The sequence below is a fragment of the Actinoplanes flavus genome (genome assembly GCF_017592555.1).
GTDB classification, from domain to species: Bacteria; Actinomycetota; Actinomycetes; order Mycobacteriales; family Micromonosporaceae; genus Actinoplanes; species Actinoplanes flavus.
The window spans coordinates 141,562-163,909 of the sequence record NZ_JAGFNS010000002.1; the positions used below are offsets into that span (position 1 = coordinate 141,562).

General features: G+C 68.6%; 21 protein-coding genes. 20 read left to right on the forward strand and 1 reads right to left on the reverse strand.

The genetic code is table 11. The annotated features are described in order from the left end of the window. The first annotated feature begins 39 nt into the window (after positions 1-39). Positions 40-450, forward strand: coding sequence for a helix-turn-helix transcriptional regulator (locus J5X75_RS03635; RefSeq protein WP_208465829.1), 411 nt, complete (start codon positions 40-42; stop codon positions 448-450). 92 nt (positions 451-542) lie between these two features. On the opposite strand, the gene J5X75_RS03640 is transcribed toward J5X75_RS03635, so the two are convergent. Then, positions 543-1,241 carry a hypothetical protein gene (locus J5X75_RS03640; protein WP_208465830.1) on the reverse strand — a complete coding sequence of 233 codons (699 nt, stop codon included), beginning with the start codon at positions 1,239-1,241 and terminating at the stop codon, positions 543-545. Positions 1,242-1,849: 608 nt separating this feature from the next. On the opposite strand from J5X75_RS03640, the gene J5X75_RS03645 reads away from it, so the two are divergent. The 19 genes from J5X75_RS03645 (at position 1,850) to J5X75_RS03735 (ending at position 22,191) form a co-directional block, all read left to right on the forward strand. Continuing rightward, positions 1,850-2,545 carry a hypothetical protein gene (locus J5X75_RS03645; protein ID WP_208465832.1) on the forward strand — a complete coding sequence of 232 codons (696 nt, stop codon included), beginning with the start codon at positions 1,850-1,852 and terminating at the stop codon, positions 2,543-2,545. A 30-nt stretch (positions 2,546-2,575) separates the two neighbouring features. Beyond that, positions 2,576-2,797: a hypothetical protein gene (locus J5X75_RS03650; RefSeq protein WP_208465834.1), complete on the forward strand. Its 222-nt coding sequence runs from the start codon at positions 2,576-2,578 to the stop codon at positions 2,795-2,797. A gap of 116 nt (positions 2,798-2,913) precedes the next feature. Next, positions 2,914-3,477: a hypothetical protein gene (locus J5X75_RS03655; RefSeq protein WP_208465835.1), complete on the forward strand. Its 564-nt coding sequence runs from the start codon at positions 2,914-2,916 to the stop codon at positions 3,475-3,477. Between the two features lie 64 nt (positions 3,478-3,541). Then, a complete protein-coding gene (locus J5X75_RS03660) occupies positions 3,542-5,323 on the forward strand; it encodes an asparagine synthetase B family protein (RefSeq protein ID WP_208465836.1) in 1,782 nt (593 codons plus the stop codon). Positions 5,324-5,560: 237 nt separating this feature from the next. Then, entirely contained in the window at positions 5,561-6,661 is a 1,101-nt protein-coding gene (locus tag J5X75_RS03665) for a histidine decarboxylase (RefSeq protein WP_208465837.1), read from the forward strand. Positions 6,662-7,210: 549 nt separating this feature from the next. Beyond that, entirely contained in the window at positions 7,211-8,686 is a 1,476-nt protein-coding gene (gene istA / locus J5X75_RS03670) for an IS21 family transposase (RefSeq protein ID WP_208465838.1), read from the forward strand. After that, complete coding sequence (gene istB, locus J5X75_RS03675) at positions 8,683-9,513, forward strand: IS21-like element helper ATPase IstB (RefSeq protein ID WP_208465839.1); 831 nt, start codon at positions 8,683-8,685, stop codon at positions 9,511-9,513. Before istA ends, istB begins: the two co-directional genes overlap by 4 nt. A 693-nt stretch (positions 9,514-10,206) precedes the next feature. Then, positions 10,207-11,052: a MinD/ParA family ATP-binding protein gene (locus J5X75_RS03680; protein WP_208465840.1), complete on the forward strand. Its 846-nt coding sequence runs from the start codon at positions 10,207-10,209 to the stop codon at positions 11,050-11,052. Continuing rightward, positions 11,052-11,414 (forward strand): hypothetical protein, encoded by a 363-nt coding sequence (locus J5X75_RS03685; RefSeq protein WP_238487285.1) that lies wholly within the window; start codon positions 11,052-11,054, stop codon positions 11,412-11,414. Before J5X75_RS03680 ends, J5X75_RS03685 begins: the two co-directional genes overlap by 1 nt. A 62-nt stretch (positions 11,415-11,476) precedes the next feature. Continuing rightward, positions 11,477-13,525: a hypothetical protein gene (locus tag J5X75_RS03690; RefSeq protein WP_208465841.1), complete on the forward strand. Its 2,049-nt coding sequence runs from the start codon at positions 11,477-11,479 to the stop codon at positions 13,523-13,525. 17 nt (positions 13,526-13,542) lie between these two features. Next, a complete protein-coding gene (locus J5X75_RS03695) occupies positions 13,543-15,054 on the forward strand; it encodes an SCO6880 family protein (protein WP_372450835.1) in 1,512 nt (503 codons plus the stop codon). Further along, positions 15,051-16,622, forward strand: coding sequence for a putative type IV secretion/conjugal transfer ATPase (locus tag J5X75_RS03700; protein ID WP_238487286.1), 1,572 nt, complete (start codon positions 15,051-15,053; stop codon positions 16,620-16,622). The genes J5X75_RS03695 and J5X75_RS03700 overlap by 4 nt, the downstream gene beginning before the upstream one ends. A gap of 77 nt (positions 16,623-16,699) precedes the next feature. Beyond that, entirely contained in the window at positions 16,700-18,481 is a 1,782-nt protein-coding gene (locus J5X75_RS03705; protein ID WP_307797910.1) for a type IV secretory system conjugative DNA transfer family protein, read from the forward strand. After that, positions 18,478-19,098, forward strand: coding sequence for a hypothetical protein (locus J5X75_RS03710; RefSeq protein ID WP_208465843.1), 621 nt, complete (start codon positions 18,478-18,480; stop codon positions 19,096-19,098). The genes J5X75_RS03705 and J5X75_RS03710 overlap by 4 nt, the downstream gene beginning before the upstream one ends. Further along, on the forward strand, positions 19,095-19,406 hold the full coding sequence (locus tag J5X75_RS03715) for a hypothetical protein (protein ID WP_208465844.1): 312 nt from the start codon (positions 19,095-19,097) through the stop codon (positions 19,404-19,406). The genes J5X75_RS03710 and J5X75_RS03715 overlap by 4 nt, the downstream gene beginning before the upstream one ends. A gap of 98 nt (positions 19,407-19,504) precedes the next feature. Next, complete coding sequence (locus J5X75_RS03720) at positions 19,505-19,717, forward strand: hypothetical protein (protein ID WP_208465845.1); 213 nt, start codon at positions 19,505-19,507, stop codon at positions 19,715-19,717. Beyond that, positions 19,714-20,205, forward strand: a complete 492-nt coding sequence (locus J5X75_RS03725) for a hypothetical protein (RefSeq protein ID WP_208465846.1) — start codon at positions 19,714-19,716, stop codon at positions 20,203-20,205. Before J5X75_RS03720 ends, J5X75_RS03725 begins: the two co-directional genes overlap by 4 nt. Continuing rightward, entirely contained in the window at positions 20,202-21,290 is a 1,089-nt protein-coding gene (locus J5X75_RS03730) for a M23 family metallopeptidase (protein WP_208465847.1), read from the forward strand. The genes J5X75_RS03725 and J5X75_RS03730 overlap by 4 nt, the downstream gene beginning before the upstream one ends. A 421-nt stretch (positions 21,291-21,711) precedes the next feature. After that, complete coding sequence (locus J5X75_RS03735; protein ID WP_208465848.1) at positions 21,712-22,191, forward strand: MarR family winged helix-turn-helix transcriptional regulator; 480 nt, start codon at positions 21,712-21,714, stop codon at positions 22,189-22,191. Positions 22,192-22,348: the final 157 nt, after the last annotated feature.

The window sequence follows — 22,348 nt, forward strand, 5'->3', positions numbered from 1 at the left end:
AGAGGAGTACCACTACAGACGATCATGGGGGATGCGGTGATGACTGCGTCAGCGGCCGAGTCCACGGAAGAGATTGAGCACGACGGGCCCGCCGTTGACGGACGGGCGAGACGTCCGGTGGGTGGCGAACCGGCGATGAGTCTACCCGGCAGTCAGGGCAGTGGACCGGAATCAGAACTCGGGTTCGAGCGGCGGCTGCGGCGGGCACGGAAGTGGAAGCGCCGCTGGACCCAATTGCAGTTGGCCCAGCGGATCTGTCAGATCGCGCCGGCCCATGGCGGCACCGCAGAACAGCACTCCCTGAAAACGATGATCAGCAAATGGGAGAACGGCATGAAGATTCCGAGCCAGCACAACAGGCACCTGCTTGCTGTTGCGTTGGGTGTCACCGTTGAGGATCTCGGCCTGGCTCACGATCCGGATTTTCGCTGTGCCTGTTTTACCGAGTGATTCTCGCGAGGCTGCCCGCGGAGGCCATCCTTGATCTTCTTCGCCTCCCAGATGAAGACTCGCTGTGGGCGACAAAAAAGGCATCGCCGACTTCAGCTGGTTTCGCCTTCGTCGGCGAAATCCGTGTAGACGCCTAAAGCCCAGGTAACAGCAGCCGCGTAGCCGTGCAGAGCCTCGGGGAAGGCCGCCGAGATGCCGGTGGTACCTCCTGCGTTGGCAGCCACCGCAGCTCTGTCGTCGTAGAGGGCCTTGTCTTCGCCGATCAACTGGTTCTCTACGACGTTGCGCAACGTCGCGTAGGCCTCTGCGACGAAGCGGCATTGTTGTCGCATCTCTGTCGAGACGGACTCGGTCACCGGAAACTGGACTGGCGGCACATAGTGGCTGAGCGCCGTGATCAGATCGGATGGTTTGATCCGCTCGGACCCGGGCATCGGCGGCTGCCGACCCGCAATCACGTCCGCCGCTACCTGCGTCGCGTAGATGGCGTAATCCGCAGCGGCCTTGGCCAGCACCACCAGGCTCTGGGCATGGCAGCTGTCAGCCGTCATCTCGAGATCGACGATCACCCGGGAGAGTGAGGAACCCTCACCCGGCGCCTGCCCCGAAACGCTGTCCGGGATGTGCGTTTCACGTTCTGTCGTGTACTGAACCTGGAGCGCCGCAGCATGAATCACCATGATGGCGGCCCGGTTGCACCCAGCCGCCATCATGTTCAGCGCCTGACGCACCGGGTCCGGAAGCCCGATCCCGACGTCACGCGGCAGCAGTTGGTGCGGCATCGCACTCATGTCGTCCCCCGGTACTCACATTCACATCTGTGCCCTGGGCGGGACTGAATCCTGGCTCGTCCCGCCCGTTGGCTGTGCCACTTCGAGCACGTCGGTGCCTTCGCGGGACTACCCAAGACAACCGGAGACAACCGTAGTCATCTATTGATCACGTTGCGAGTGGTTGAGGGTCGAGACGTGATCAAAGTTCACCGAACTCTAAACGAGGTCACCAGGCTGAGTCAGCGGGTCCACATGCCACCTTCAGTGCCGGATATCCGACAGGTCTGGGGGTTGCGGGCGAGCTGCTCGGCCTCTGCACCGCCCGCCGTGGTGCGGCGCCGGATGAACCTGGTGCGGCTGGTGGTGGCCTGCCGCCGGGCTGAGCGACGCTCGGCGGCAACAGGCTCGGCGGGAACGCCGTGAGGAATCGAGTCCGGAGGGCCGGAAATGCGGCGCGAACCGGCGGGCGCTGGCTACCTGCCAGCTTTCACATCCTGACCGGCCGCAGATGGACAGGTGCTGTCGCCTGCACCGTAGCCGGACTAGCTCTACTTACTCCGATGATCTTGCGACACCGCAGCGGCGGTAGGCCGGCAGGATCCGATCCCTACCGCAGGGAACCGGTCATGCCGATCAGGCCCACGCCCTCCACCACGGACCTAGCGGAGCTGACCCTCCTGCCGGAAGCCGCGGCCGGCCGCAAGGTTAGCGCTGCGCCGGGCGATGTCGCTGTCACTGCCGGCACCGCCGGGGTGATCGTGCACAACCGGCAGCCGGTGCACATCTACACACGGCCGGGCGGCCCGGCAATCGCCTGGCTGCCGACCCAGCAATGCGGCAGCGACACCTGGCTGCCGGTGATCGACCAGCAGCCAGGCTGGGTGCGGGTCCTGCTGCCGTCACACCCCAACGGCGCGAGAGGCTGGATCACCACCTCGGACCTAGACCGCAGCCACACCCCGCATGAGATCCGGGTGCACAGGCGTTCCGGCCGGCTCCAACTGCTCACCGACGGTCGGCTGACCGGTGGCTGGCAGGTCGCCGCCGGCTCTGAGCAGACGCCACTCCCAGATGGCCGGACGTTCCTGCTCGCCCTGGTTCCCGGAGCCGAGCGCCGTCCATCACCACGGGTGCTTGCGCTCGCCACGCACAGCCCCGCTTCGCCGACGTGTACCGGTATCCCGGGAACAGTCGCCATCCATCCCGGGCCCGGGGTGACTGATGACGACGATCCGTGCCGTGCATGTCTGCGGGTACCGGCTGCCGCGTTCGACGCCTTGACACAGGTCCGGCCCGGCTCGCTCGTACGGATATACCGCTGATCGCCTTCACCGCAGACAGGAACCGCCTCGATGATCGCACCCGAGCTATTTCTGTTCGCCGTCGCTGCTGCGTGCGTCGGCGCTTCCCAGGCACTGGACATGGCTATTGACGGCGGATCGCGGCTGGCGCTCGTGGCCGCCGCGACGCGCTGCGATGACGCCACGCTCGCGGCGTCGGTGGGGCGCACATTCCACGCGCGCCGTGACCTTCCACCCGCTGCTCATCAGGTGATCTGGCCGTGCCTTCGATAGCCGCCACCAGAATGGGGCACGGCAGTCGACGCGGCGCACCAGCACACTCGGTACCGGCCGGCAACCGCCCGGCAGTAGCAGCAGTCACCTGTGCCAGCCGGGCCGAGATCCCCGCCGTGGCAACCCTCATCGCCGACTTCGCATGGCGCTACCCGGCGGCGACGTGGCTCGTCCCGGACGCCCGCCGCCGGCGGCCGGTATTGCAGGGCTGCCTCAAGATCCTTATCGACCATGCCCGGCGGTTCGGCTACGTGGATGTGCTCGACGACCACAGCGCGGCAGCGATCTGGCTCGACCGTACCCAGCCAATCCCGGCACCCACCGACTCTGCGCGGCGCCTGGCCCAGGTCTGCGGCGACGACACCGAGGCAGCGCGGCTGCTGCTCGATATCACCGCTCGCTGCCAGCCACCGATTCCGCACCTACAGCTGGTCGCTCTCGCCACCGACGACCCGGATGCCGCAGCGACCCTGCTCGCATACCGGCATTCGCGGCTGGACCGCCTGGGCGTCGCCTCCGCCGCATACGCGAGCACACAGGCACAGCTAGGCCTGCTCATGGACGCCGGGTACCAGCCCACCGAGCCGGTCTGGCTGCCCGCAGGCCCACCGTTGTGGCCGACCCTGCGGGCCGCCGTCACTCCCGGAGCCGCCACCAGCACGCGGCGACCGGCTGCCTAACCCGGTGGGGCCCTGCGGCACCTTCCTCATTCATGTTCCCGCGACTGCCCAGGAGACCAAAGGCATGGGTATCACCGGCTGGATCGACACCGCCCGCGACCTGCGTGAACAACGCCCCAGCCTGCAAAAGCTCGCCGCTGCTCTCGGCCCTACCGCAGGCCCGGACAGTCTCACCACGACGAGTCGGCACGCGGCTTTGGCCCGCCGCGGCCCGGCAACCGGCTACAGCGATTGGCGTCCGCCGGGAGGTGCGGAGCCCGACGTGATGCTGCTCATCGACGGCCACCTCACCAACCGCATCCGCCTAGAGGAGCAGCTGTACCTGCGAGCCCGGCCGCTGGCCAGCGACGCCGAGGTGCTTCTGTACGCCTACCGGCAGTGGGGTGCTGCGTTGGTCGACCGGATCGACGGCTCCTACACCATCGCGATCTGGGACAACCCGAAACGGCAACTCCTGCTGATCCGCGACCCGCTCGGCACCAAAACCCTCTACTGGACGCCGCAGGCTAACGGGATACTGTTCGCCACCGCGGCGACCGCCCTGCTGGCCCATCCCGACGTTCCCGCGGTCATCGACGCTGACGGCCTCAACGAGCTACTCACCCTCGGCGCCACCCGGACACCGGGGCACGGCGTGATCCGCAACGTCCGTGAGCTGATGCCCGGCCAACTGCTGCGCGCCACCCCCGCCGGAATCCGGTTGCACCGGTACTGGCAGATGGAAGCCGAACAGCACGGCCAGGACCTCGACGGCACCGCCCACAGCCTGCGGCAGGCCCTCGCCGAGAAGACTCTGCCGCTGCGCCAGCGCCCCGCCGGAGCGGTGCTGCTGTCCGGCGGCATCGCCTCCGCCGTAGTCGCAGCATTCAACGCCCGGCCCGACGTCAACCGCGGCAGCGGCTACTCGCTCACGCTCGCCGAACCCGGCGACCAACCACCGGGCGTCGGCGCCGACATCACCGCCGCCGCACGTACCGCAGCGCACCTCGGCATGGACTACACCATCGTCGCCGCCGGCACGGACCGCCTTCTCGACGCCGCCGCCATTGCCCGCCAGGCCCTCGACTTCCCCAGCCCGGCGAACCTCGACGCGCCGCTGATGGCGGTGCTGCGGCACGTCGCCGGCCACGGCCACACCAGCATCGTGTCCGGGATGGGCGCCGACGCCGTCTTCGGCGGCTACCGCTGGCTGCATGACCCGCAAGCGCTCGCCCACGACGAGTTCCCGTGGCTCGCGTCCGGGCTGGCGGCCACCGATCTGCTCGACGACGACGCCCGCTGGCACCTGATCCCCGGCGGCTACCGCACGATGCGTTTCCAGCAGGCCATCGACGACATCTCGCCCGCCGACGGGGACGACGTCATCGCCCACCGGCGAAGGATCATGCATCACCTCGCCATCACTCAGCATCTGCCGTCACTACTGCTCCGCCTCGACCAGCTCGCCGCCGCAGCCGGCGTCACCGTCCACACCCCGTGCGCGGACTGGCTGCTCGCTCAACTGCTGTGGAACACGCCCTGGCCGATGCGGCACCTGCTCGGCATCCCCAACGGCCTGCTGCGCCACGCCACCGCCGATCTACTGCCACCCGCGGTCACCTGGCTGCCCCAACGGCAGTTCCCCGGCGCCCACCTGCTGCCGGCCTGGGAGAAGACCCAACGCGACCGCCTCCTGGCGGTCGTTACCGACACGTCCGCACCACTGCACGGGCTGCTGCACCGCGACCGCGTCCGGCACGTGCTCACGCAGCCCGCCACCGTCCCGGTCCGCGACTGGCATACCACCGTGGCCTACCTCATCGAGGTCAACGCCTGGCTCACCCGCCACCACATCACCATCAACTGACCCGCCCGCACGGCCGGGCTGAAGAGCTGCGACTCGCGAGCCCGGGCATCAGGCGCTCACCGTCATGGGGATAAACACCATGCGACTTGATCCGCCGGCCACCCGTCACAGCACCGACTTCGACCAGACGTGCCGGGATCTGACCGGCATTACCAGAAGCCGCATCGGAGCAAAACCGTGACCATCAACCTAAACCGGCCCCACCACTGGCAGCGTGCCGCCACAACCAGGCCGACGATGACACCCCCGTTTGAGCAGCTGCTGGACCGTCTCACCACGGCCTCCTACACCAGCATCGGCTTCCCCTGCGCCGTCGACATCGACTACCGACCGTTGGCGCCACTGCTCGGCGTGCTGCTCAACAACGTCGGCGACCCCTGGACCGACGGCATCCACCCGATGCACGCCAAAGGCATCGAACGCGACGTCCTCGGCTACTTCGCGGAGCTGTTCCGCGCACCACCCGGCTGGACGGGATACGTCACCAGCGGCGGCACCGAAGGCAACCACTACGGACTGTGGCTCGGCCGCACCCGCTTACCCAACGCGATCGCCTACCACTCCGACGCCGCCCACTACAGCGTTGCGAAGGCCGAGCACCTGCTCGGCCTGCCCGGCATCACCGTCGCCACCCTGCCCACCGGAGAAATCAACTACGCCGACCTGCAGCGCCAAGCCAGCCGGTGGCGCAGCCGACCGGCGATCGTCACCGCGAACATCGGCACCACCATGACCGAAGCCGTCGACGACGTGCACCGCATCCACGAGGCGCTCGACGAGGCGGGTGTGACCCATCGATACGTGCACAGCGATGCCGCCCTCGCCGGCGTCCCGTTGGCGCTCACCGCCGACCGGCCAGCCTTCGACTTGGCGGACGGCGCTGACAGCATCAGCATCAGCGGCCACAAATTCTTCGGTACACCCCTGATCTGCGGCGTGGCGCTCGCCCGGCGTGGCCCCAGCGACACGCCTGCGGCGATCCGGTACATCGGCGCACCAGACGCCTCGATCAGCGGATCGCGCACGGGCCTCGGCGTGGTCATGCTCGCCCACGCACTCGACATCCTCGGAACGGCGGGGCTGTCCGATCGCACCCACCGCGCCAGAGACATCGCCACCTACACCTGCCGGCGCTTGCACCACATCGGCTGGCCCCACTGGCGCAACCCCGGCGCCTTCACCGTGATGCTGCGCGAGCCACCGGACGCCGTACGCACACGATGGCGCCTACCGTCCACCGATGGATGGTCACACCTCATCTGCATGCCCGGCGTCACAACCCGCCAAATCGACGACTTCGTCGAAGAGCTCTCGACCGCCGTCCCCGTTCAGTCCTGACCGCCACACGGCGACGACACGGTCTTGCCCGGCCCCGTAGGTAAGTGGTGAGTGCCCTAGGTAGCCGATGCTGCTGGTGCTGCGCGGTCGCCATGCAGGTCGTCGAGTGGTGCCGCGTCTTGCGGTGCACTGAGCTGAGCGCCCTGCCTTCCCCTGTTCCAGGATCGGCGTCGTGCTGGATCGGCGCTTGTGTAGCGAGCTTGCGATCACGTCTGATCACTATCTACTGCGACCCGCAGAACGATCTCTAAGCGGACCCAACGTATAGATCAACCTGAACAATTCTTGGCCACCCTCTCATGGGCTGCTCCCACACAGCAGTCGCTCCTCGTGCTAGCGGAAACGCGAAAATCCTTGTCAGCGGACAGTTGAGTCCTGGCTCGCGGGCACCGGATCTCCCGGTTCGCGGACACCGGAATTCCTGGTGTGGGGTCAGGTGATCTCGGTCCCGACCTTCTGAAATCGGATCTCTCCGGCCGATCGGTGCGGGTGCTGACCCTTGCACTCGATCGGACCGGAGAGACCGTGACCAAGTCTGACAGGGAAATAATGGAGATTCTGGAAGCTTTCGACCTGACCGGCTGCGCGTACTCGGCCGGCCAACTCGCCGGCTGCGACCCGAAGACGGTGCAGCGGTATGTGAGCCTGCGCGACGTCGGCGGGGACCCGTTCGTGCGGGCGGCCCGGCCGAAGTTGATCGACGTGTTCCTGCCGAAGGTCGAAGAACTCGTCGATCGGTCCAAGGCGAAGATCCGGGCGGACAAGGTGCATGAACGCCTGCTCGTCATGGGGTTCACCGGCACCGAACGCACCACCCGGCGGGCGGTGCAGGCCGCCAAGGCCGCATGGCGGGCCGGCAACCGGCGCGTCTATCGGCCCTGGGTTGCTGAGCCGGGCCTGTGGTTGCAGTTCGACTGGGGCGACGGCCCGCGGGTGGACGGCCGCAAGACCAGCCTGTTCTGCGCCTGGCTGGCCTGGTCACGGTTCCGGATCGTGATCCCGACCTGGGACCAGACCCTCGGCACGCTGGTCGCCTGCCTCGATGCCACCCTGCGGCGTCTCGGCGGCGCCCCGGCCTATCTACTCGGTGACAACGCCAAGACCGTCACCATCGAACACGTCGCCGGTGTCGCCGTGAGGCATCCGCAGATCGTCGCCGCCGGCCGCCACTACGGCGTCACCGTCGCGACCTGCGAACCCTTCGACCCCGAGAGCAAAGGCGGTGTCGAAGCCACCGTGAAGATCGCGAAAGCAGACCTGGTCCCGACCAGCGCCAATCTGCGCGGGGCCTACGACTCATTCACCGAATTGGTCACCGCCTGCGAAAACTGGTGCGAGAAGGTCAACGCCCGACCGCACCGGGAGACCTCGGTCGCCCCGATCGAACGCCTCACGGTCGAACGCGGCCTGCTGCACCCGCTGCCCGCCGACCCCCACACGACCGCTTTGGGCGAGGAACGCCTGGTCAACGAGGATCAGACGGTCCGGTTCGGATCCGTGCGTTACTCGACGCCGCCCGGGCACATCGGTGAGCGGGCCTGGTGCCGAGTCGTCGGCGACCACCTCGCGATCACCGCCATGACCAGCACCGGTGTCACCGAGATCGCCCGGCACCGGCTGTCGACACCCGGCAACCCGTCCATCCTCGACGAGCACTACCCGGGGCATCCGAACCTAGGCGGAGGCCCGAACCCACCCCGCCCGAAACCCCGCACCACCGCCGAAGCCGCCTTCCTCGAGCTCGGGTCCGGCGCCCACGACTGGCTGGTCGAAGCCGCCGCGACCGGTGCCACGCGGGTCCGGGCGAAGATGGCCCGGGCGGTCGAACTGGCCACCATCCTCGACGCTGAACGCGTCGATCACGCGTTGGGCCTGGCCGCCGCCGCGGGCCGGTTCGGCGAACACGACCTCGCCAGCATCCTCGACCACCTGGCCTGCGCTGGTGACCCCGCCGACGTCGTCCGCGCCGACGAGACGTTCTCCGTCCAGCCCGGCACCAGCTCCTGGAAGGAGTACGGCGCATGACCAGCGAACCCGCCACCGTCCGCGCGCCGCGTTCCCGCAGCCGCCGACAAGATCAGACACCGGCCGCCCCGCCCTTGCCCGCCGACCTCGACGCCCTGCTTCGCCGGATGCGGTTCCCCTACCTGCGGGCCGCGGCTCCGGACGTCCTGGCGACCGCCCGAGCCCAACGCTGGGACCCTGCCGAAGTCCTACGCGTCCTACTCGCCGAGGAAGTCCTCGGCCGCGACAACGCCGGACGCCGCACCCGCCGCAAAGCCGCGAACTTCCCGACCGGCAAAACCTTCAACAGCTGGCGGCCCGACGACTCCGGCATCCCCACCGCCACCCAGCAAGGCCTGACCACCCTCGAATGGATCGCCCGAGCAGAGAACCTGGCCATCGCCGGGCCCTCCGGCACCGGCAAATCCCACTTCGTCGAAGCCCTCGCCCAGCAGGCCATCGACCACGACCTGCGCGTCGCCTGGTTCACCCTCGAAACCCTGACCAACACCGTCGGCCGGGCCAAAGCCGACGGGTCGGTGGCCCGCACCGTCGCCAGGATCTGCCGCGCCGACCTGATCGTGGTCGACGACATCGGCATGCTCCCCGCCGGAGCCGACGCCGCCGAAGCCTTCTACCGCGTCGTCGACGCCGCCTACGAACGCCGATCCATCGCCGTGACCAGCAACATCCACCCATCCGGCTTCGACACGATCATGCCGAAAACGATCGCTACCGCGACCGTCGACCGGCTCCTGCACCACGCCCACGTCATCACCACCAAGGGCGACAGCCACCGCCTGCAACAAGCTCTCGCCGGCCACGGCGTCCAAGCCCTCGCAACCTAGCCAGACCCCAGAACACCTGGCCACCGGCATGGAATTCTGCTGTCCGCCCACGACGAGATCAAAAGACCATCAGCCAAGACTTCGTCTTGACCGTTGACACCTCGCATCGCTCAACAGATGCGCAGGTCAGAGGCTCTGTGGATGGATGCGGGACTACCCCGGACAACCGCAGACAACTATTCATGGGCTGTCCTGAACGGCATCGTCGATCACGTGATCAACGCCCGTCGGTGGCGGGTCACCGGACGCGCGGGGGGCGCGCTGGCGCCATGCCAGGCAGCTGTGCCGTAAGGGTGCGCAACTGTGCCGGGACTGCCGGACGGGACGCCAGGACGCGAGGACATTCGCGGCAGGCGTGCTGACAAGCCGATCACCGGTCGCCCTGAGGCGGCCGTGCCAGGAAGCCGGCCGGTGGCATTCGACCCCATCGGAATGCCGCCGGCCCGCCACCGCGGTCATCGATCAGCTTCCGGGGGACGCATGCCCTTGCCTGACCCGCCGTCTTCTTTCATCCGCGACCACCGCATCAATAGTGCTGACGGGGGCGCGGAAATAGCGGCGCATCCCCGTCCGGCGGCGAGGATTAGCGCCGCCGCAGCGGTTCCCGCACCATGCGTACCCCGAACTACCATGATCCCCGGCGGAGCATTGAGCCCTCCGGCCGGCCGGCCGGCAATCCATGAGCCCAGGCCAGTGCCGAACCAGTTCGGGCCCGCAGCCGTCGCCGAGCGGGCCTGGCGTAGCGCCGCAGCGTTACATCCCGGCGCGGTCGTGGCCATCTCGTCGGCTGACGGCGGCGTGGGCCGGTCCACTCTCGCTGCTGCGCTAGGCGGGCTGCTGGCCCTGGCGGCGCCGGAACCGGTGATCGCTGTCGACATGGTTCCGGCGCCGTGGAACGGCCTCGGCGCCCGGGTCGGCCGGCAGAATTGGGCCACCGTCTGGGACACCGTGCGGGACTTCGGCACACTCACCAGCCGCGCCGACGTCGAGCGTTGGGCCCAGCGCGGCCCATCCGGGCTCCTTGCCCTGGTCGGCGAGATCGAAGCCAGGGAACGCCGGCCACCTCGCCCCGACGAGGCCAGCGCCCTCGCCGACCGGCTGCGCCAGTTGTTCGCGCTGACGGTCTGGGATCTCGCCCCAGCGGTGACAGCTTCGGTGTGGCGCAGCCTCGCCGCAGCGACAGTCCCGGTGCTGGTCACGCGGGCCAGCACGGACGGTCTGCGGCACTCGTTGCGGCTACTGACCCACCTGACCGCCACCGGCAACGCTCGCGTCGCCCGCGACTGCGTGCTGGTGATCATGGCCACCTCACCATCGGTACCGCGCCAGGTGCGTGCCGTGGCCCGGCAGGCCGACGACATCGCGGGGGCGGTGCTGACCGTGCCGTACGACCCGCGCCTTGCCCAACCGGAGCCGATCGATCCGCGGCAGCTGCACCGGCGCACTCGTGCCGCACTGGTGCACGTCGCGGACGCCGTGCTGCAACGGTGTGCTGCCGAGCGACCTGCAGCGGCTCCTGCGAATGAGGAGCGTGCCTGATGCGGCTGACGACGATGCCCTACGACCTGACAGCCTGGCTACATACCGCGGTGATGCAGGCGCCAGCGGACCCGACGCCCATATCGACGCCGTTCGACTTCGACTGGGAGCAAATCCGGCCCGACCCGGATGCGGTGCCGAAGACCGGGATCTTTTACGACATGGCCAACGCCCTGCTCTTTCTGGGCGTGATCGCGGCGCTGTCGGGTCTGCTCGCAGGGGCGATCGCGTTCGGTGTGGGCCCCGTTTTCGGGGCCCACATCATCAGTGATCGCGGCAAAAGCATGATGTGGAAGGCCGGGTTGGTCGCGGTGATCGTGGGCTCGGCGACCACAATCGTCTCCGTGCTTCTGGCCAAATGATGGCCGCGTTGTTCGCCTTCCCGCTCAAGAGACACGGGTCTTCTGGCCAGCGGGTACGGCGTGTGCTGCTGATCGTGCTGGCCGGTGCGGCCCTTCTCCTTGCCTCCGCCGGGGTCGCGCACGCGGCACCACGGGCACCCGTGGATGCCGCGTGCGCGCAGAAGGCACCCGGATCGGTTGCCTGGTGCATGCCGTGGGTGGTTCGGGTCGAGACGCCGCCTGCCGGAAGCGCGTCACATTGGGTCACCCAGTGCAGCAAGGCGACCAGCGACGAGGAGCGCACGTCCTGCGCCGCCGCCTCGGTCACCTTGGACTCGCCGCCGGCGGACGGCACCGCGTCGGTGCTGATGGACGGCCCGAGCGGCAAGGACGGGCTCGCCGCGCTGGTCCGGTGCGGGCTGTTCGGCGAGCAGATGAGGAACGAGACCGACGCCACCCGCTTCGGCATGTGGCGCGACAAACACACCCAATGCTCGCAGCAGGTCGAGGCATGGACGGCGGCGGCGTACGACCCGAGCCCGCAGGAGAAGGAGTGCGGGACGCTCGAAGTCGACTGCCAAATCACGGAGGGCACGAAGGACGCGGTCGCCGGCGGTATCCGCACCGGTATCCAAGGCCTGGTCGATGCGATCGTGCAGGCCGAGGTATACCTGCTCAGCAGGCTGGCCGAGCTCGTCTTCGCCGAGACGTCGATCGCCAGCCCGGACCAGGCCTTCTACGGCGTCTACAACTCCGTGGCCGGCACTCTCGTCATGTTGATCTTCGTATTCTTCATCATCGCGACGATCGTCAACGGCTTGAGGCTTCGTGGCGGGCCCACGCCACTGGCGACACTCGGCGGCCTGGTCAAGGCGGTGCTGGGCATCACCTTTGCCGGCGGTCTGGCCTACGTGATCGTGACCGCCTGGGATCAGGCGGCAGTGGCCGCGCTGGAGGCCAACGCAGACAAGCCGTGGGACGCCTCCAAGCTGGTTACCGCCCTGACCAACCTGAACACCGGGGCAGAGACGCTGCTGCTGGCCGGGCTGTTCGGGGTGCTGGGCATCGTCGGTCTGATCTTGCTGTTCATCATCATGCTGTTCCGCGGTGTGCTTACCACCGGTGCCGCGCTGCTCGGGGCGATGGCGATGACCGGTTTCGTCATGGACGAAACGAAGCACTGGCCGCGCCGCTGGTTCTGGACGGTCAACGCGCTCGGCTCGAGCAAATACTGGATCGTCCAGCTGTGGATCTACGGCGGCCGCTCCACCTACGAGTCTGATGACCTGAGCACCGTCCTGCAGTCCATGTTGCTGATCTGGCTGATGGTGCTCGCACCGTTCATTTTGCTCAAGCTCACGTCGATGTGGGACGGCTACCTGTCCGACGTCAACGTGCACGGGATGCTGTCCGCGCTCGGCGGGCCGCTGATGAACGGCGCGAACGTCATCGACGGCCTCCGCGAGGGCGCCCAAAGCGTGGCGGGCGGTGGCGGTGATGACGCCGCCGGGGTGATGAACGCGAATGCCTCCAGCATGCCGACCAACCCGGTCGGTCAGATGGCCGGCATCGGCGCCGGACCCGGCCGTGACGTGGCGCAGGCGGCCAGCCGCGGCGAAGACGGCGGCGCCGTCGGCTCCCCGATTACTGACGCGCCCGGCAGCCAAGGCGAGCAGGCTGGCGCAGATGGCCGGCAGAGTCCGAACGCGCAAGAAGCCGACGGCATCCGAGCCGCCAATAGCAGCGCCCAGCACACCCTGTCCAGCGGACAGCTGACCGCGCCCGGCGACAGCAGCGGCGGATCGCTTCCGCTGACCCCGCAGTCAGCGGCCGGGGCGGACCCAACAGGTGTAACGCACGGCGACACGTCCTCGGCCGCCAGCGCGGACCAGGCCACGACGGCGATCTCCGGTGATACCTCTGCCGACTCGGGTGGCGGCCACACAGATGGACAGCCCTCTGGCGCTGCGGCCGGCGGCGACCCGGCCGGGACAGCGCCCAACGCGCACGGCGGCGACACGTCTGCACCTTCCGCCGACGAGCAGGCCTCGGGGTCCGGCGGGTCCGGCGGCGGGGCGGCGAAAGCAGGCGGTGCTTCGGCAGTGGCGGACGCCCCGATCGTGCCCCTTTGACCTGGGAGATATCCATGATGAAGTTCGAGTTTCCGCCGCGGAGTTCGCGTGGCGCAGTGTTGGGATTCACCTGGTCGCAGATCGGCATGGTGGTCGCCGGTCTGATCGCCTCGGTCGTCGGCCTGAATCTGCTCGCGGTCAGCAAACCCGCCGCTGCCGGCATGTTTGCCCTCGGCCTGTTGCTGATCAACTTCGGCCTGTTGCGGTTCAAAGGCCGGCGCATCACCGAGTGGACCCCCGTCGTGATCGCGGCGCTGATCCAGCGCCGGACACGCCAGCACCACTACCGGGGCGGCCCGCACGGGGCCAACACCGTCGGCGAGCACCTGGACCTGCCCGGCCCGGCCGCCGCCTACCGCTGGCTGCCCGCGGTCGCAGCGGACGGCACCACCGAGATCGGCCTGCTGCACCACCGCAAAGAACGCACGGTGACGGCGGCGCTGCTGTGCTTCGGCGCCAACCTGATCCTGGCCGACAGTGACGTCCAGACGCAGCGGCTGACCGACTGGGCGCAGGTCCTCAACATTCTCGGCAGCGAATACGCCGACGCCGGCCTGGTGCGGTGGTCGGCCACCGCCCGGGCGGTGCCGGACTCCGGTAACCGCGCCCAGCGGTTCCTCATCCACAGGGCGGTGGACACGACCTCGGCAGCGTACGAGTCTCTGGCGGAGCTGACCGCGGCCGCGGCCCCGGCCGCGCAGCGCCACGAGATCCACCTGGCCGTGGTGTTCGACGTAGCGAAGCTGTCCGGGGAGATCGCCGATGCCGGCGGCACCGACACCGCGATTGCCACGGTCATCCTGGATCGGCTCACCGGGATCGAAGCGGCCGTCGCGGAGGCCGGTGTCACCACCGGTGGCTGGCTGTCGCCGCGCGCGTACGCGGCGGTGATCCGCACCCAGTTCGACCCCGACGATCAGGAAGTCGTCGACCTGCGCAGCAGCACCCCGCCCGGCATCGGCCGGACCCCGGCCGGGGTGGCGCCGCGCCTGGCGGGCCCGGTCGCCGCACGCACTTTGGGCTGGCACACCTACCAGCACGACTCCGGATACTCCCGCACGCTGTGGGTGGCGCAGATGCCGCGGCAGCAGGTGCCACCGACGTGGCTGACACCTCTCTATATGCGTACGACCTGCCGGCGGGCCGTCACACTGGTCGCCCAGCCGGTCCCGGCGCAGCTCGCCGCGCTGGCCACCCGCCGAGAGAAGGTCGCCAGAGCCGGTGACGATCTCACCAAACGCAAGCTACGGCTGGTGCAGACCGCGGCCGAACGTGAAGAGGCGCGTGCGGTCGAGCAGATCGACGCCGAGCAGGCCCGCGGCCACGTCCGCTACCGGTACGCACTGCTGGTCACCGTCACCGCCGCCAGCGAGAAGGACCTCGACCGCGACGTCCGCGCGGTCAAACGCATCCTGTCGCGATCTGGCTGCGAGGCCGTCTCGTTGGCCGGGGAACAGGACCAGGGTTTTCTGGCTGGGGCGCTGCCGCTGGCCCGTGGTCTCAAGCCGATGCGCGGGTGGTTCGCATGAGCGCCCGGCTGCGCCGCGAAGGCTCCCTCAGCGACCGGATCCAGCAGGTCGCCGAGGCCCGCGACCTGGCCGACGCCGACCGGGCATACCGGCGTGAACGGCGCGCTGTTGACCATGACACCGACCGGCTGCTCGGCCCCGCGCGTGCCGGCTGGCGCGGCCAGCCTGGCCGCGCGGCCGGCCGGGTCGCCTGGCGGCTGCGGCTGCCGCCGCTGGTCACGACCAGTGCGCAGCTGTGCAGCGTGTATCCGTTCGTCACCGACCCGGGTCTGCCGATCGACGGCCCACTGATCGGCATGGAGGTGTACTCCCGTTCGGCGTTCACCTGCTCCCTGCACGAGCTGTACCGGTACAAAGCCTTGTCAGCGCCGAACATGGCGGTGACCGGCGAGATCGGCACGGCCAAGAGCAGCCTGCTCAAAACGCTGGCGTTTCGGGGAATCCCGTTCGGCACCAAGTTCTACTGCTGCGACGTCAAAGGCGAGTACGAGCAACTCGCCGCAGCCGCGGGCATCACCCCGGTCCGGCTCGGCCCCGGCCTCGGGGTGGTCATGAACCCCCTGGCCGGGATCCGGCGGCACCCCGACCAAACCGAACAGCAGTGGCTGCAACTGCAACGCTCCCGGCGACTGCTGCTGCTGGAAGGACTGCTGGAGATCCAGCTCGGCGGGCCGTTGCAGGAAGCCGAGCGCAGCCTCATCGAGTACGCCGTCGACGCGGTCACCCGCGAAGACGACACCACCGCCGGCCGCATGGCCACCCCCACCCTGAGCACGGTGCTCGCCGCCGCCGGAGACCCGCAGCTGTGGCAGCACCGCCTCGCCCAGCTGCAATACCCGGCGGACGTGTTCGTCGCCGACTCCCGCCGGGTCCGGCTCGCGCTGGAACGGCTGATCGGCGGCGCGCTCGGCGGGGTGTTCGACGGTCCCGCCGATTCCTCGGCCCGGCTCGACTTCGCGCAACCGGGCGCAGTGTTGGATCTGCGCACGATCCGGGCCTCCGACGCGATGACCGCGATGGCGATGACCTGCGCCCAGAGCTGGCTGGAAACCGAACTCTCGTCGCCGGACGCACCGCCACGGGTCTGTATCTACGACGAATTCGCTCTGGTCGCCCGGCATCTTCCACTGATCCGGCGGATGCGTGAGCAGCTCAAACTCGCCCGAGCCTTTGGCATCGCCAACATCCTGGCCTTCCATCGGTTCTCCGATTTGGCCGCATCAGGTGCCGCGGACTCCGAGCAGGTGCGCATCGCCCGTGGCTTGATCGAGGACTGTGGGGTGCGGGTCTCCTACCGGCAGGCCACCGGAAGCCTCGACCAGGCCCGCGAGTTCCTGGGCACCTCCGATGTCGAAACCAACCTGTTGCGCTACCTGCGCCAAGGCGTCGGCTTGTGGAAGATCGGCACCCGATCCTACGTAGTCAAGCACCAGCTGTCGTCGATAGAGACGGCGATGGTGCACACCGACAGCCGTATGGAGGCAGGCGAGCCCGCCGACGATCTCACCGCTCAGGAATACGACGAGCGTCTCGAAGCGGTCGCCGCAGGTGAAAGGACCAGTCGATGAGCAAAGCACCCCTGTCCGCCCCCGGCCACCGGCCGCCGCAGCAGGGGCATATGCGCGCCGACATTTACATCCGGGTCGTGCTGCTGGTCATCACCATCACCGTCACCACCACGGCGATCCTGTCACTGTGGCTGGCCGGCCAGCTCGGCGGAGTTCTCGCCCACCTGGCCTGGCCGGACTCCGGTCCGGCCGACGCGCCCGGCATCGCCTTCCGGGTGCTCGCGCATCTCGGTGACCCGGCGCAGGCCTGGCCCGCCGCGGCCCGTGCCGAGGTCGCACCCGTCTGGCTGCTCTACCCGCTGTGGCTAGTGCTATGGCTCGGCATGCTGCTGGGCTGGTTCTTTTGCCTGGCACGCGTCGCCCGTCCCAGGGCCAGGCGTGCCGGCTTCGCACGGAAGAAGAACATCGACGCGTCGCTGACCGCCAAGGCGGTCCTGGCCCGCGTCGACATCGTCCGGCCCGGCCTGACCATCACCGAAGCCGACGACGACACCACCCGCGCCGCCAAACAACGCCGGCGCGGCGACCCCCTCGAGGTCGCCCGATTCCTGGGCAACGACGCCGTGTCCGGCGAGCCGCTGTACCTGGCCCTCGAATACACCCGGTTCGCCGCAGCCGTCCCGCGGTACGGCGGCAAGACCACCCGCCTGGTGATCCCCACCGTCGTCGACGCCCGCGGCGCGGTCCTGACTACCTCGACCCGCCTGGACGTCGCGTCGATCACCTACCAGCATCGATCGACGATCGGCCCGACGCATATATTCGAGCCACAGGGCGAGATTCCTGGTGTTCCCCGGTTGCGGTGGTCACCGATCGAGGGCGCCCAGGACCAGATCGTGGCGATGTTGCGCGCCCAAGGTTTCGCTGACGGGTCCGGTATCGGCGACGAATCAGTCGAGAACGGCAAGTGGTTCCGCGACCAGGCCGCGACGATCCTGCGTGGCCTGCTGCACGCTGCGGCACTCGACGAGAACGCCACCATGGTCGATGTTCTCGCCTGGTCGCAGAACCCGAACAACGCGCGCCCGGAGCGGATCCTGCGCCACCACGGAGTGCACACCTGGGCTGATCGGCTCACCCGGCACCGCGAAACCACCGGCCGGGCCCGCGACACCATCCAGTCGGTGGTGTCCGGCGCGTTGGATGCGTTCAACGACCCGCGCGTGTTGTTGGCCTGTTCGCCGCCACGGGGAACGGAATTCAAAGCTGTCGAGTGGCTGCGCGAGTCCGGCACTTTGTATCTGGTCGGCACCCGTGACGCGCAGGCGCTGATCGCGCCGCTGATGGCCGCGGTCAGTGAAGACATCCTTTATCAGGCGCGTCGGCTCGCCGTGCGCAGCGACGGCGACCGGATCGAACCCGCCCTGTATTTCGTCGGCGACGAGATCGCCAACATCGCTCCGATCCCGTCGCTGCCGTCGCTGATGTCCGAGGGCGGCGGCTCGGGCATCTCCGTCGATGTCTTCGCCCAGAACCGGCATCAGCTGCGCCAGCGCTGGGGCGACAAGGGCGGCCAGGCCATCTCCGATTCCGCCAACGCGTTGCTGCTAATGGGCGCGTCCATCGACGTTGCAGCGCTGCGTGACGCCCAGGCAGTGGCTGGGCAAATCACCGACATCACCTCCGGCACTTCCTGGGGCAGCGGCCGGGCCAGCGTCAACGAATCCGCCCGCCGGGAGAATCTGCTCGACCTCGCGGACCTGCGAACCCTGGACGAGGGACGGGCGATCGCCCTGATCGGCAACTTGCCGCCGATCGAGCTGAAGATCCCTGCCTGGTACGAACGCCCCGACGCAGGCAAGCTCGAAGAAGGCCGCCGTGCGTTCCGGCGGATGCTGGCCGAGGGCGGCAGCCGATGAGCGGCTACGACTTTGAACTGCCACCGGACGCCCCGCCGGACATGGTCGCCATCGCCGAACTCGCCGCCGGCCTGGACCGGCTCACGGACGCCGTCGACACGCTGCACCAGCAGCACCTGGAACTGCGAGACGCCGTCGCCCGCTCCGCTGCCGGTGGTAGCGGATCCCGCAAGGCACCGGCGGGGATGCCGTGGCCGGTGCGCTGGTCCGATCTGGATCGGGACGCGGCCGCACAGGTGTGGGCGTGGCTGATCGACTGGGTCGGCTGGCTCGTCGACCGGTACGAGATCGCCGAAGAGATTCCCGCCTGCTGGTACCGGCACGGCCCGCTGATCGAGGAACTGACCGCTCTTGCGGCCGGCTGGCACGCCGCCTACGACGACCATGCTCGCAGCGACGAGCCGCTGATCTGGCAAGAACGCTTCGCCCGTAGCAGGGCCCGGCTGCGCGACTGGGACGAGTTCACCCGCTGCCGCAACGGCGAGCACGCCGACCACAACCTCGATCTGCACTGGCCAGATGACTGGGCGGACAACGCGATGACGGTCGCCAACGTCGATCTGGTCGGCCGGCCGCGAACCGCGGATGCCGGGCGACCGAGTGAGGGGGCGTCATGAGCAGCCAACCGGCGCCGGTCACATCAGAGGCCGACTGGGACCGCTTCAACGCGACCCTGCGGCTGATCGGCAACGACATCAAGAACCTCAACCAGCGGATCGCCGGCGAAGAGGAACTCGAACCCGACAGCGAGACGACGGAGGAAGCCGTGCCCGATCCCGACTACTACCTCGACCCCGCCGACGACACCGACACACAGCACGTGGACGAGGAGGAACGCCAGCGGCGCCTGGAACAGCAGATCGACGGGGAAGTCGACGGCGACTACGACGCGGCTTACCCCAACGACCCGGAGATGGACGCCTGATGACCATCACCAGCACGACGACGTCAGCCGACGCGGACAGTTCCGACGCCCGCACTCGGCGCGGAGATCACCGAATCGCCGGGGACCTTAGTCTGCCGGTGACGAACACCGACGACCGGTACTTCGCCACGCTGCGCACCCTCAGCGCCCGAGCGATGACCGCCAGAGCCACCATGCTCGACGCGCACCTGGCCGCCACACCCCAGGAACGGACGGCAGCCCTCGTCAACCTGCACCATCACCTGCGCGGCATGGCCGGCATCGTCAACGACGCCCTCGGCGCCATGGACAAGCCGCAGGAACCACGATGAGGACCCTACTGCCGCAGGCGGCAGGGCTGATCGTGACCTTGCTGGCTGCGGCCGGCTGTAGCCCGGATGCTCCGCAACCCGTACCGGCCGCCACACCAGCGACCAACACCGCCTACTCGGTCGACGAGGACCACCACGACCACGACGACGGCCCCGGGCCCACGTCCAGCGCCCCACCGGCCCCGGCCGCGGTTGACGCCGCGACCGGCTACGTGCAGGCGTGGGCCCGGCCGAACCTGGACCAGGCGACCTGGCATGCGGCCCTGCAGCCGCTGGTCCTCCCGGCCTACACACCGCTGCTCGGGGACACGGACCCGGCCAATGTCCCCGCCACCACACTGACCGGCGCACCCCGGGTCGTGTCTGCGACGACCGACGCCGTGGTCGTCGACGTACCCACCGACGCCGGCCCGATCCGAGTCACAGTCGTCGCCGACGACGGCCGGTGGCTCGTGGCGACAGCCGATCCTGTGCCGGAGCCGTCATGAAGACGATCACATGGATTGCGGTGCTCGCGGTGCTGCCGCTGCTGCTGTGTGTGGCCGGCATTCTGGTGGCCACCGGCGACGAACCCGCCGAAGCCAGCTGCGCCACAGTCACCGCGTCCGGTCAGGCGAGCATCCGTCGCCACGTCGGCGCCGTCGGCACTTGGAACTCGGCCGCCGTCGACAACGCCGCGATCATCGTCGCCGTCGGCCAGCAGAAGCAGATCCCGGCCCGCGGCTGGGTCATCGCCGTGGCCACCGCGATGACCGAATCACGGCTGATCAACACCAGCAAGGTCACCGACCACGACAGCGTCGGCCTGTTCCAGCAGCGCCCGAGCCAGGGCTGGGGAACACCGCAGCAACTCATCGACCCGGTGTACACGTCCACCAAGTTCTACAACGCCCTGGTCAAGGTCAAGAACTGGGAGACGCTGCCATTGACGGTCGCCGCTCAGAAAGTGCAGCGCTCAGCCTTCCCCGACCGGTACGCGGACTTCGAGAACGACGCCGAAGATGTCGTCGCCGCCGTGACCGGCGCCGCCTCCATCACCGACCTGCCCGGCGCCAGCCTCGCCGACTGCGGCACGCCTGCGGCGGTCTCGGCCGGCGGCTGGACCCAACCGGTGCCCGACGGCATCGTTTCGGGCTTCCGCACCTCCGAGCGTCCCACCCACCAAGGCGTCGACCTCGGCTCCGACCGCAACGACGTCATCCGCGCCGCCGCCGCCGGCAAAGTCGTCTACGCCGACTGCGACGGCTCCACCGGCAACTGCAACATCGACGGCAACCCCGACACCACCAAAGGCTGCGGCTGGTTCGTGGAAATCCTGCACGCCGGGGATGTCGCCACCCGCTACTGCCACATGGTCAGACGTCCATCAGTCAAGTATGGACAGCAGGTCCAAGCGGGAGACCCGATCGGCCTAACCGGCAGCAGCGGCCATTCCTCCGGGCCTCATCTTCACTACGAAGTCCACCTTGATGTCAGCTGCGGCAAAACTCGCTGCCAACTGAGGTCCTACAACGCAACAAACCCTGTCGACTTCATGAAGAAAGTGGGCGCACCGTTAGGGAAAAGCGAATGAGAATACCGGCAAAACTCATCTCCTTGAGGACTCATTCTGCCCTGCCCGGCACCCGTTATCCAGAGAGTCACTCCGACGAGCCACCAGAATCATCCCGGAGGGCACGCTGCCCGGTGGGCAGGGATTCACGATGCGACTGAACGTCGCGATGACCGACCGGCCCGCACGCCACAGCCGAGTCCTCCGCAGAGACACAGCCGCCATCTCACGGCACACTGCGGCGATCAGCAGGCGAAGCAACGGGAACACGCGCCGATCCCGCCGACAACCATGACCTCGCCGCCAAGACGGCGCTCCCCTGAGCGCGAGTCGACGAATGCCGTGGCCCATGTACCGCGGCGCGCGTAAGCCGAGAAATCTCCCTCCGGCTCACCGAGCCAGCCGTCGGAAAAGACCACTTCAATCCAGGACGGAGCCCCAGGTGACCACCGACCGTGACACCGACGCCAACTCGCCAGAAGCCCCAGCCGACCCCGCCACATTGCGCGGCATCACGGCGATGTGCCGGGCCAGCAACCTCGTCCGGCGGGAGTTGGAACGCGTCGTCTTGAGCGACGTCGAGCTGACCTGGAGCAGCTACGACGTCCTGCACCTGTCCGTCAGCCGCCGCCCCATCGACACCCGCACCGTCGCCGCAATCTCCTGCTTGACCAAAGGCGCCGTCTCGATCTGCGCCAACGGCCTGGAGAACCGCGGCCTGATCCGCCGCGGACGCCACGAGGAGGACCACCGGCGGATCCTGCTGCACCCGACTGCCGAAGGGCTACGCCTCATCGAGGACCTCCGGCCCCGGCTCATCACCGAAGCCCAGCGCCTCCTGCGGCACCCGCCGACAGGGGTGAGCTCTGAGGCTGTCGCCTTGATCGTGCACATCACCAAGGCGCTGAGCACCGCCGCGTAGCGGATCTCCGCATCCCCGGACTGCCGAGAGCGCCATCTCCGTCGAAAGGAACACCGTGCATCGTCGTCGCGTTCGAGCCACCGCCCCGCCCCGGCGCGCCGTGTGCGCAGAACTCTCGCACTGCTGACTGCAGCGTGCCTGCTCGCGGCCGCATGCC

Bases quoted from the DNA above. Each gene is read 5' to 3' on its own strand.
- J5X75_RS03635 (WP_208465829.1), top strand. From the start codon at position 40: ATGACTGCGTCAGCGGCCGAGTCCACGGAAGAGATTGAGCACGACGGG.
- J5X75_RS03640 (WP_208465830.1), bottom strand. From the start codon at position 1,241: ATGAGTGCGATGCCGCACCAACTGCTGCCGCGTGACGTCGGGATCGGG.
- J5X75_RS03645 (WP_208465832.1), top strand. From the start codon at position 1,850: ATGCCGATCAGGCCCACGCCCTCCACCACGGACCTAGCGGAGCTGACC.
- J5X75_RS03650 (WP_208465834.1), top strand. From the start codon at position 2,576: ATGATCGCACCCGAGCTATTTCTGTTCGCCGTCGCTGCTGCGTGCGTC.
- J5X75_RS03660 (WP_208465836.1), top strand. From the start codon at position 3,542: ATGGGTATCACCGGCTGGATCGACACCGCCCGCGACCTGCGTGAACAA.
- J5X75_RS03665 (WP_208465837.1), top strand. From the start codon at position 5,561: ATGACACCCCCGTTTGAGCAGCTGCTGGACCGTCTCACCACGGCCTCC.
- istA (WP_208465838.1), top strand. From the start codon at position 7,211: ATGGAGATTCTGGAAGCTTTCGACCTGACCGGCTGCGCGTACTCGGCC.
- istB (WP_208465839.1), top strand. From the start codon at position 8,683: ATGACCAGCGAACCCGCCACCGTCCGCGCGCCGCGTTCCCGCAGCCGC.
- J5X75_RS03685 (WP_238487285.1), top strand. From the start codon at position 11,052: ATGCGGCTGACGACGATGCCCTACGACCTGACAGCCTGGCTACATACC.
- J5X75_RS03695 (WP_372450835.1), top strand. From the start codon at position 13,543: ATGAAGTTCGAGTTTCCGCCGCGGAGTTCGCGTGGCGCAGTGTTGGGA.
- J5X75_RS03700 (WP_238487286.1), top strand. From the start codon at position 15,051: ATGAGCGCCCGGCTGCGCCGCGAAGGCTCCCTCAGCGACCGGATCCAG.
- J5X75_RS03710 (WP_208465843.1), top strand. From the start codon at position 18,478: ATGAGCGGCTACGACTTTGAACTGCCACCGGACGCCCCGCCGGACATG.
- J5X75_RS03715 (WP_208465844.1), top strand. From the start codon at position 19,095: ATGAGCAGCCAACCGGCGCCGGTCACATCAGAGGCCGACTGGGACCGC.
- J5X75_RS03725 (WP_208465846.1), top strand. From the start codon at position 19,714: ATGAGGACCCTACTGCCGCAGGCGGCAGGGCTGATCGTGACCTTGCTG.
- J5X75_RS03730 (WP_208465847.1), top strand. From the start codon at position 20,202: ATGAAGACGATCACATGGATTGCGGTGCTCGCGGTGCTGCCGCTGCTG.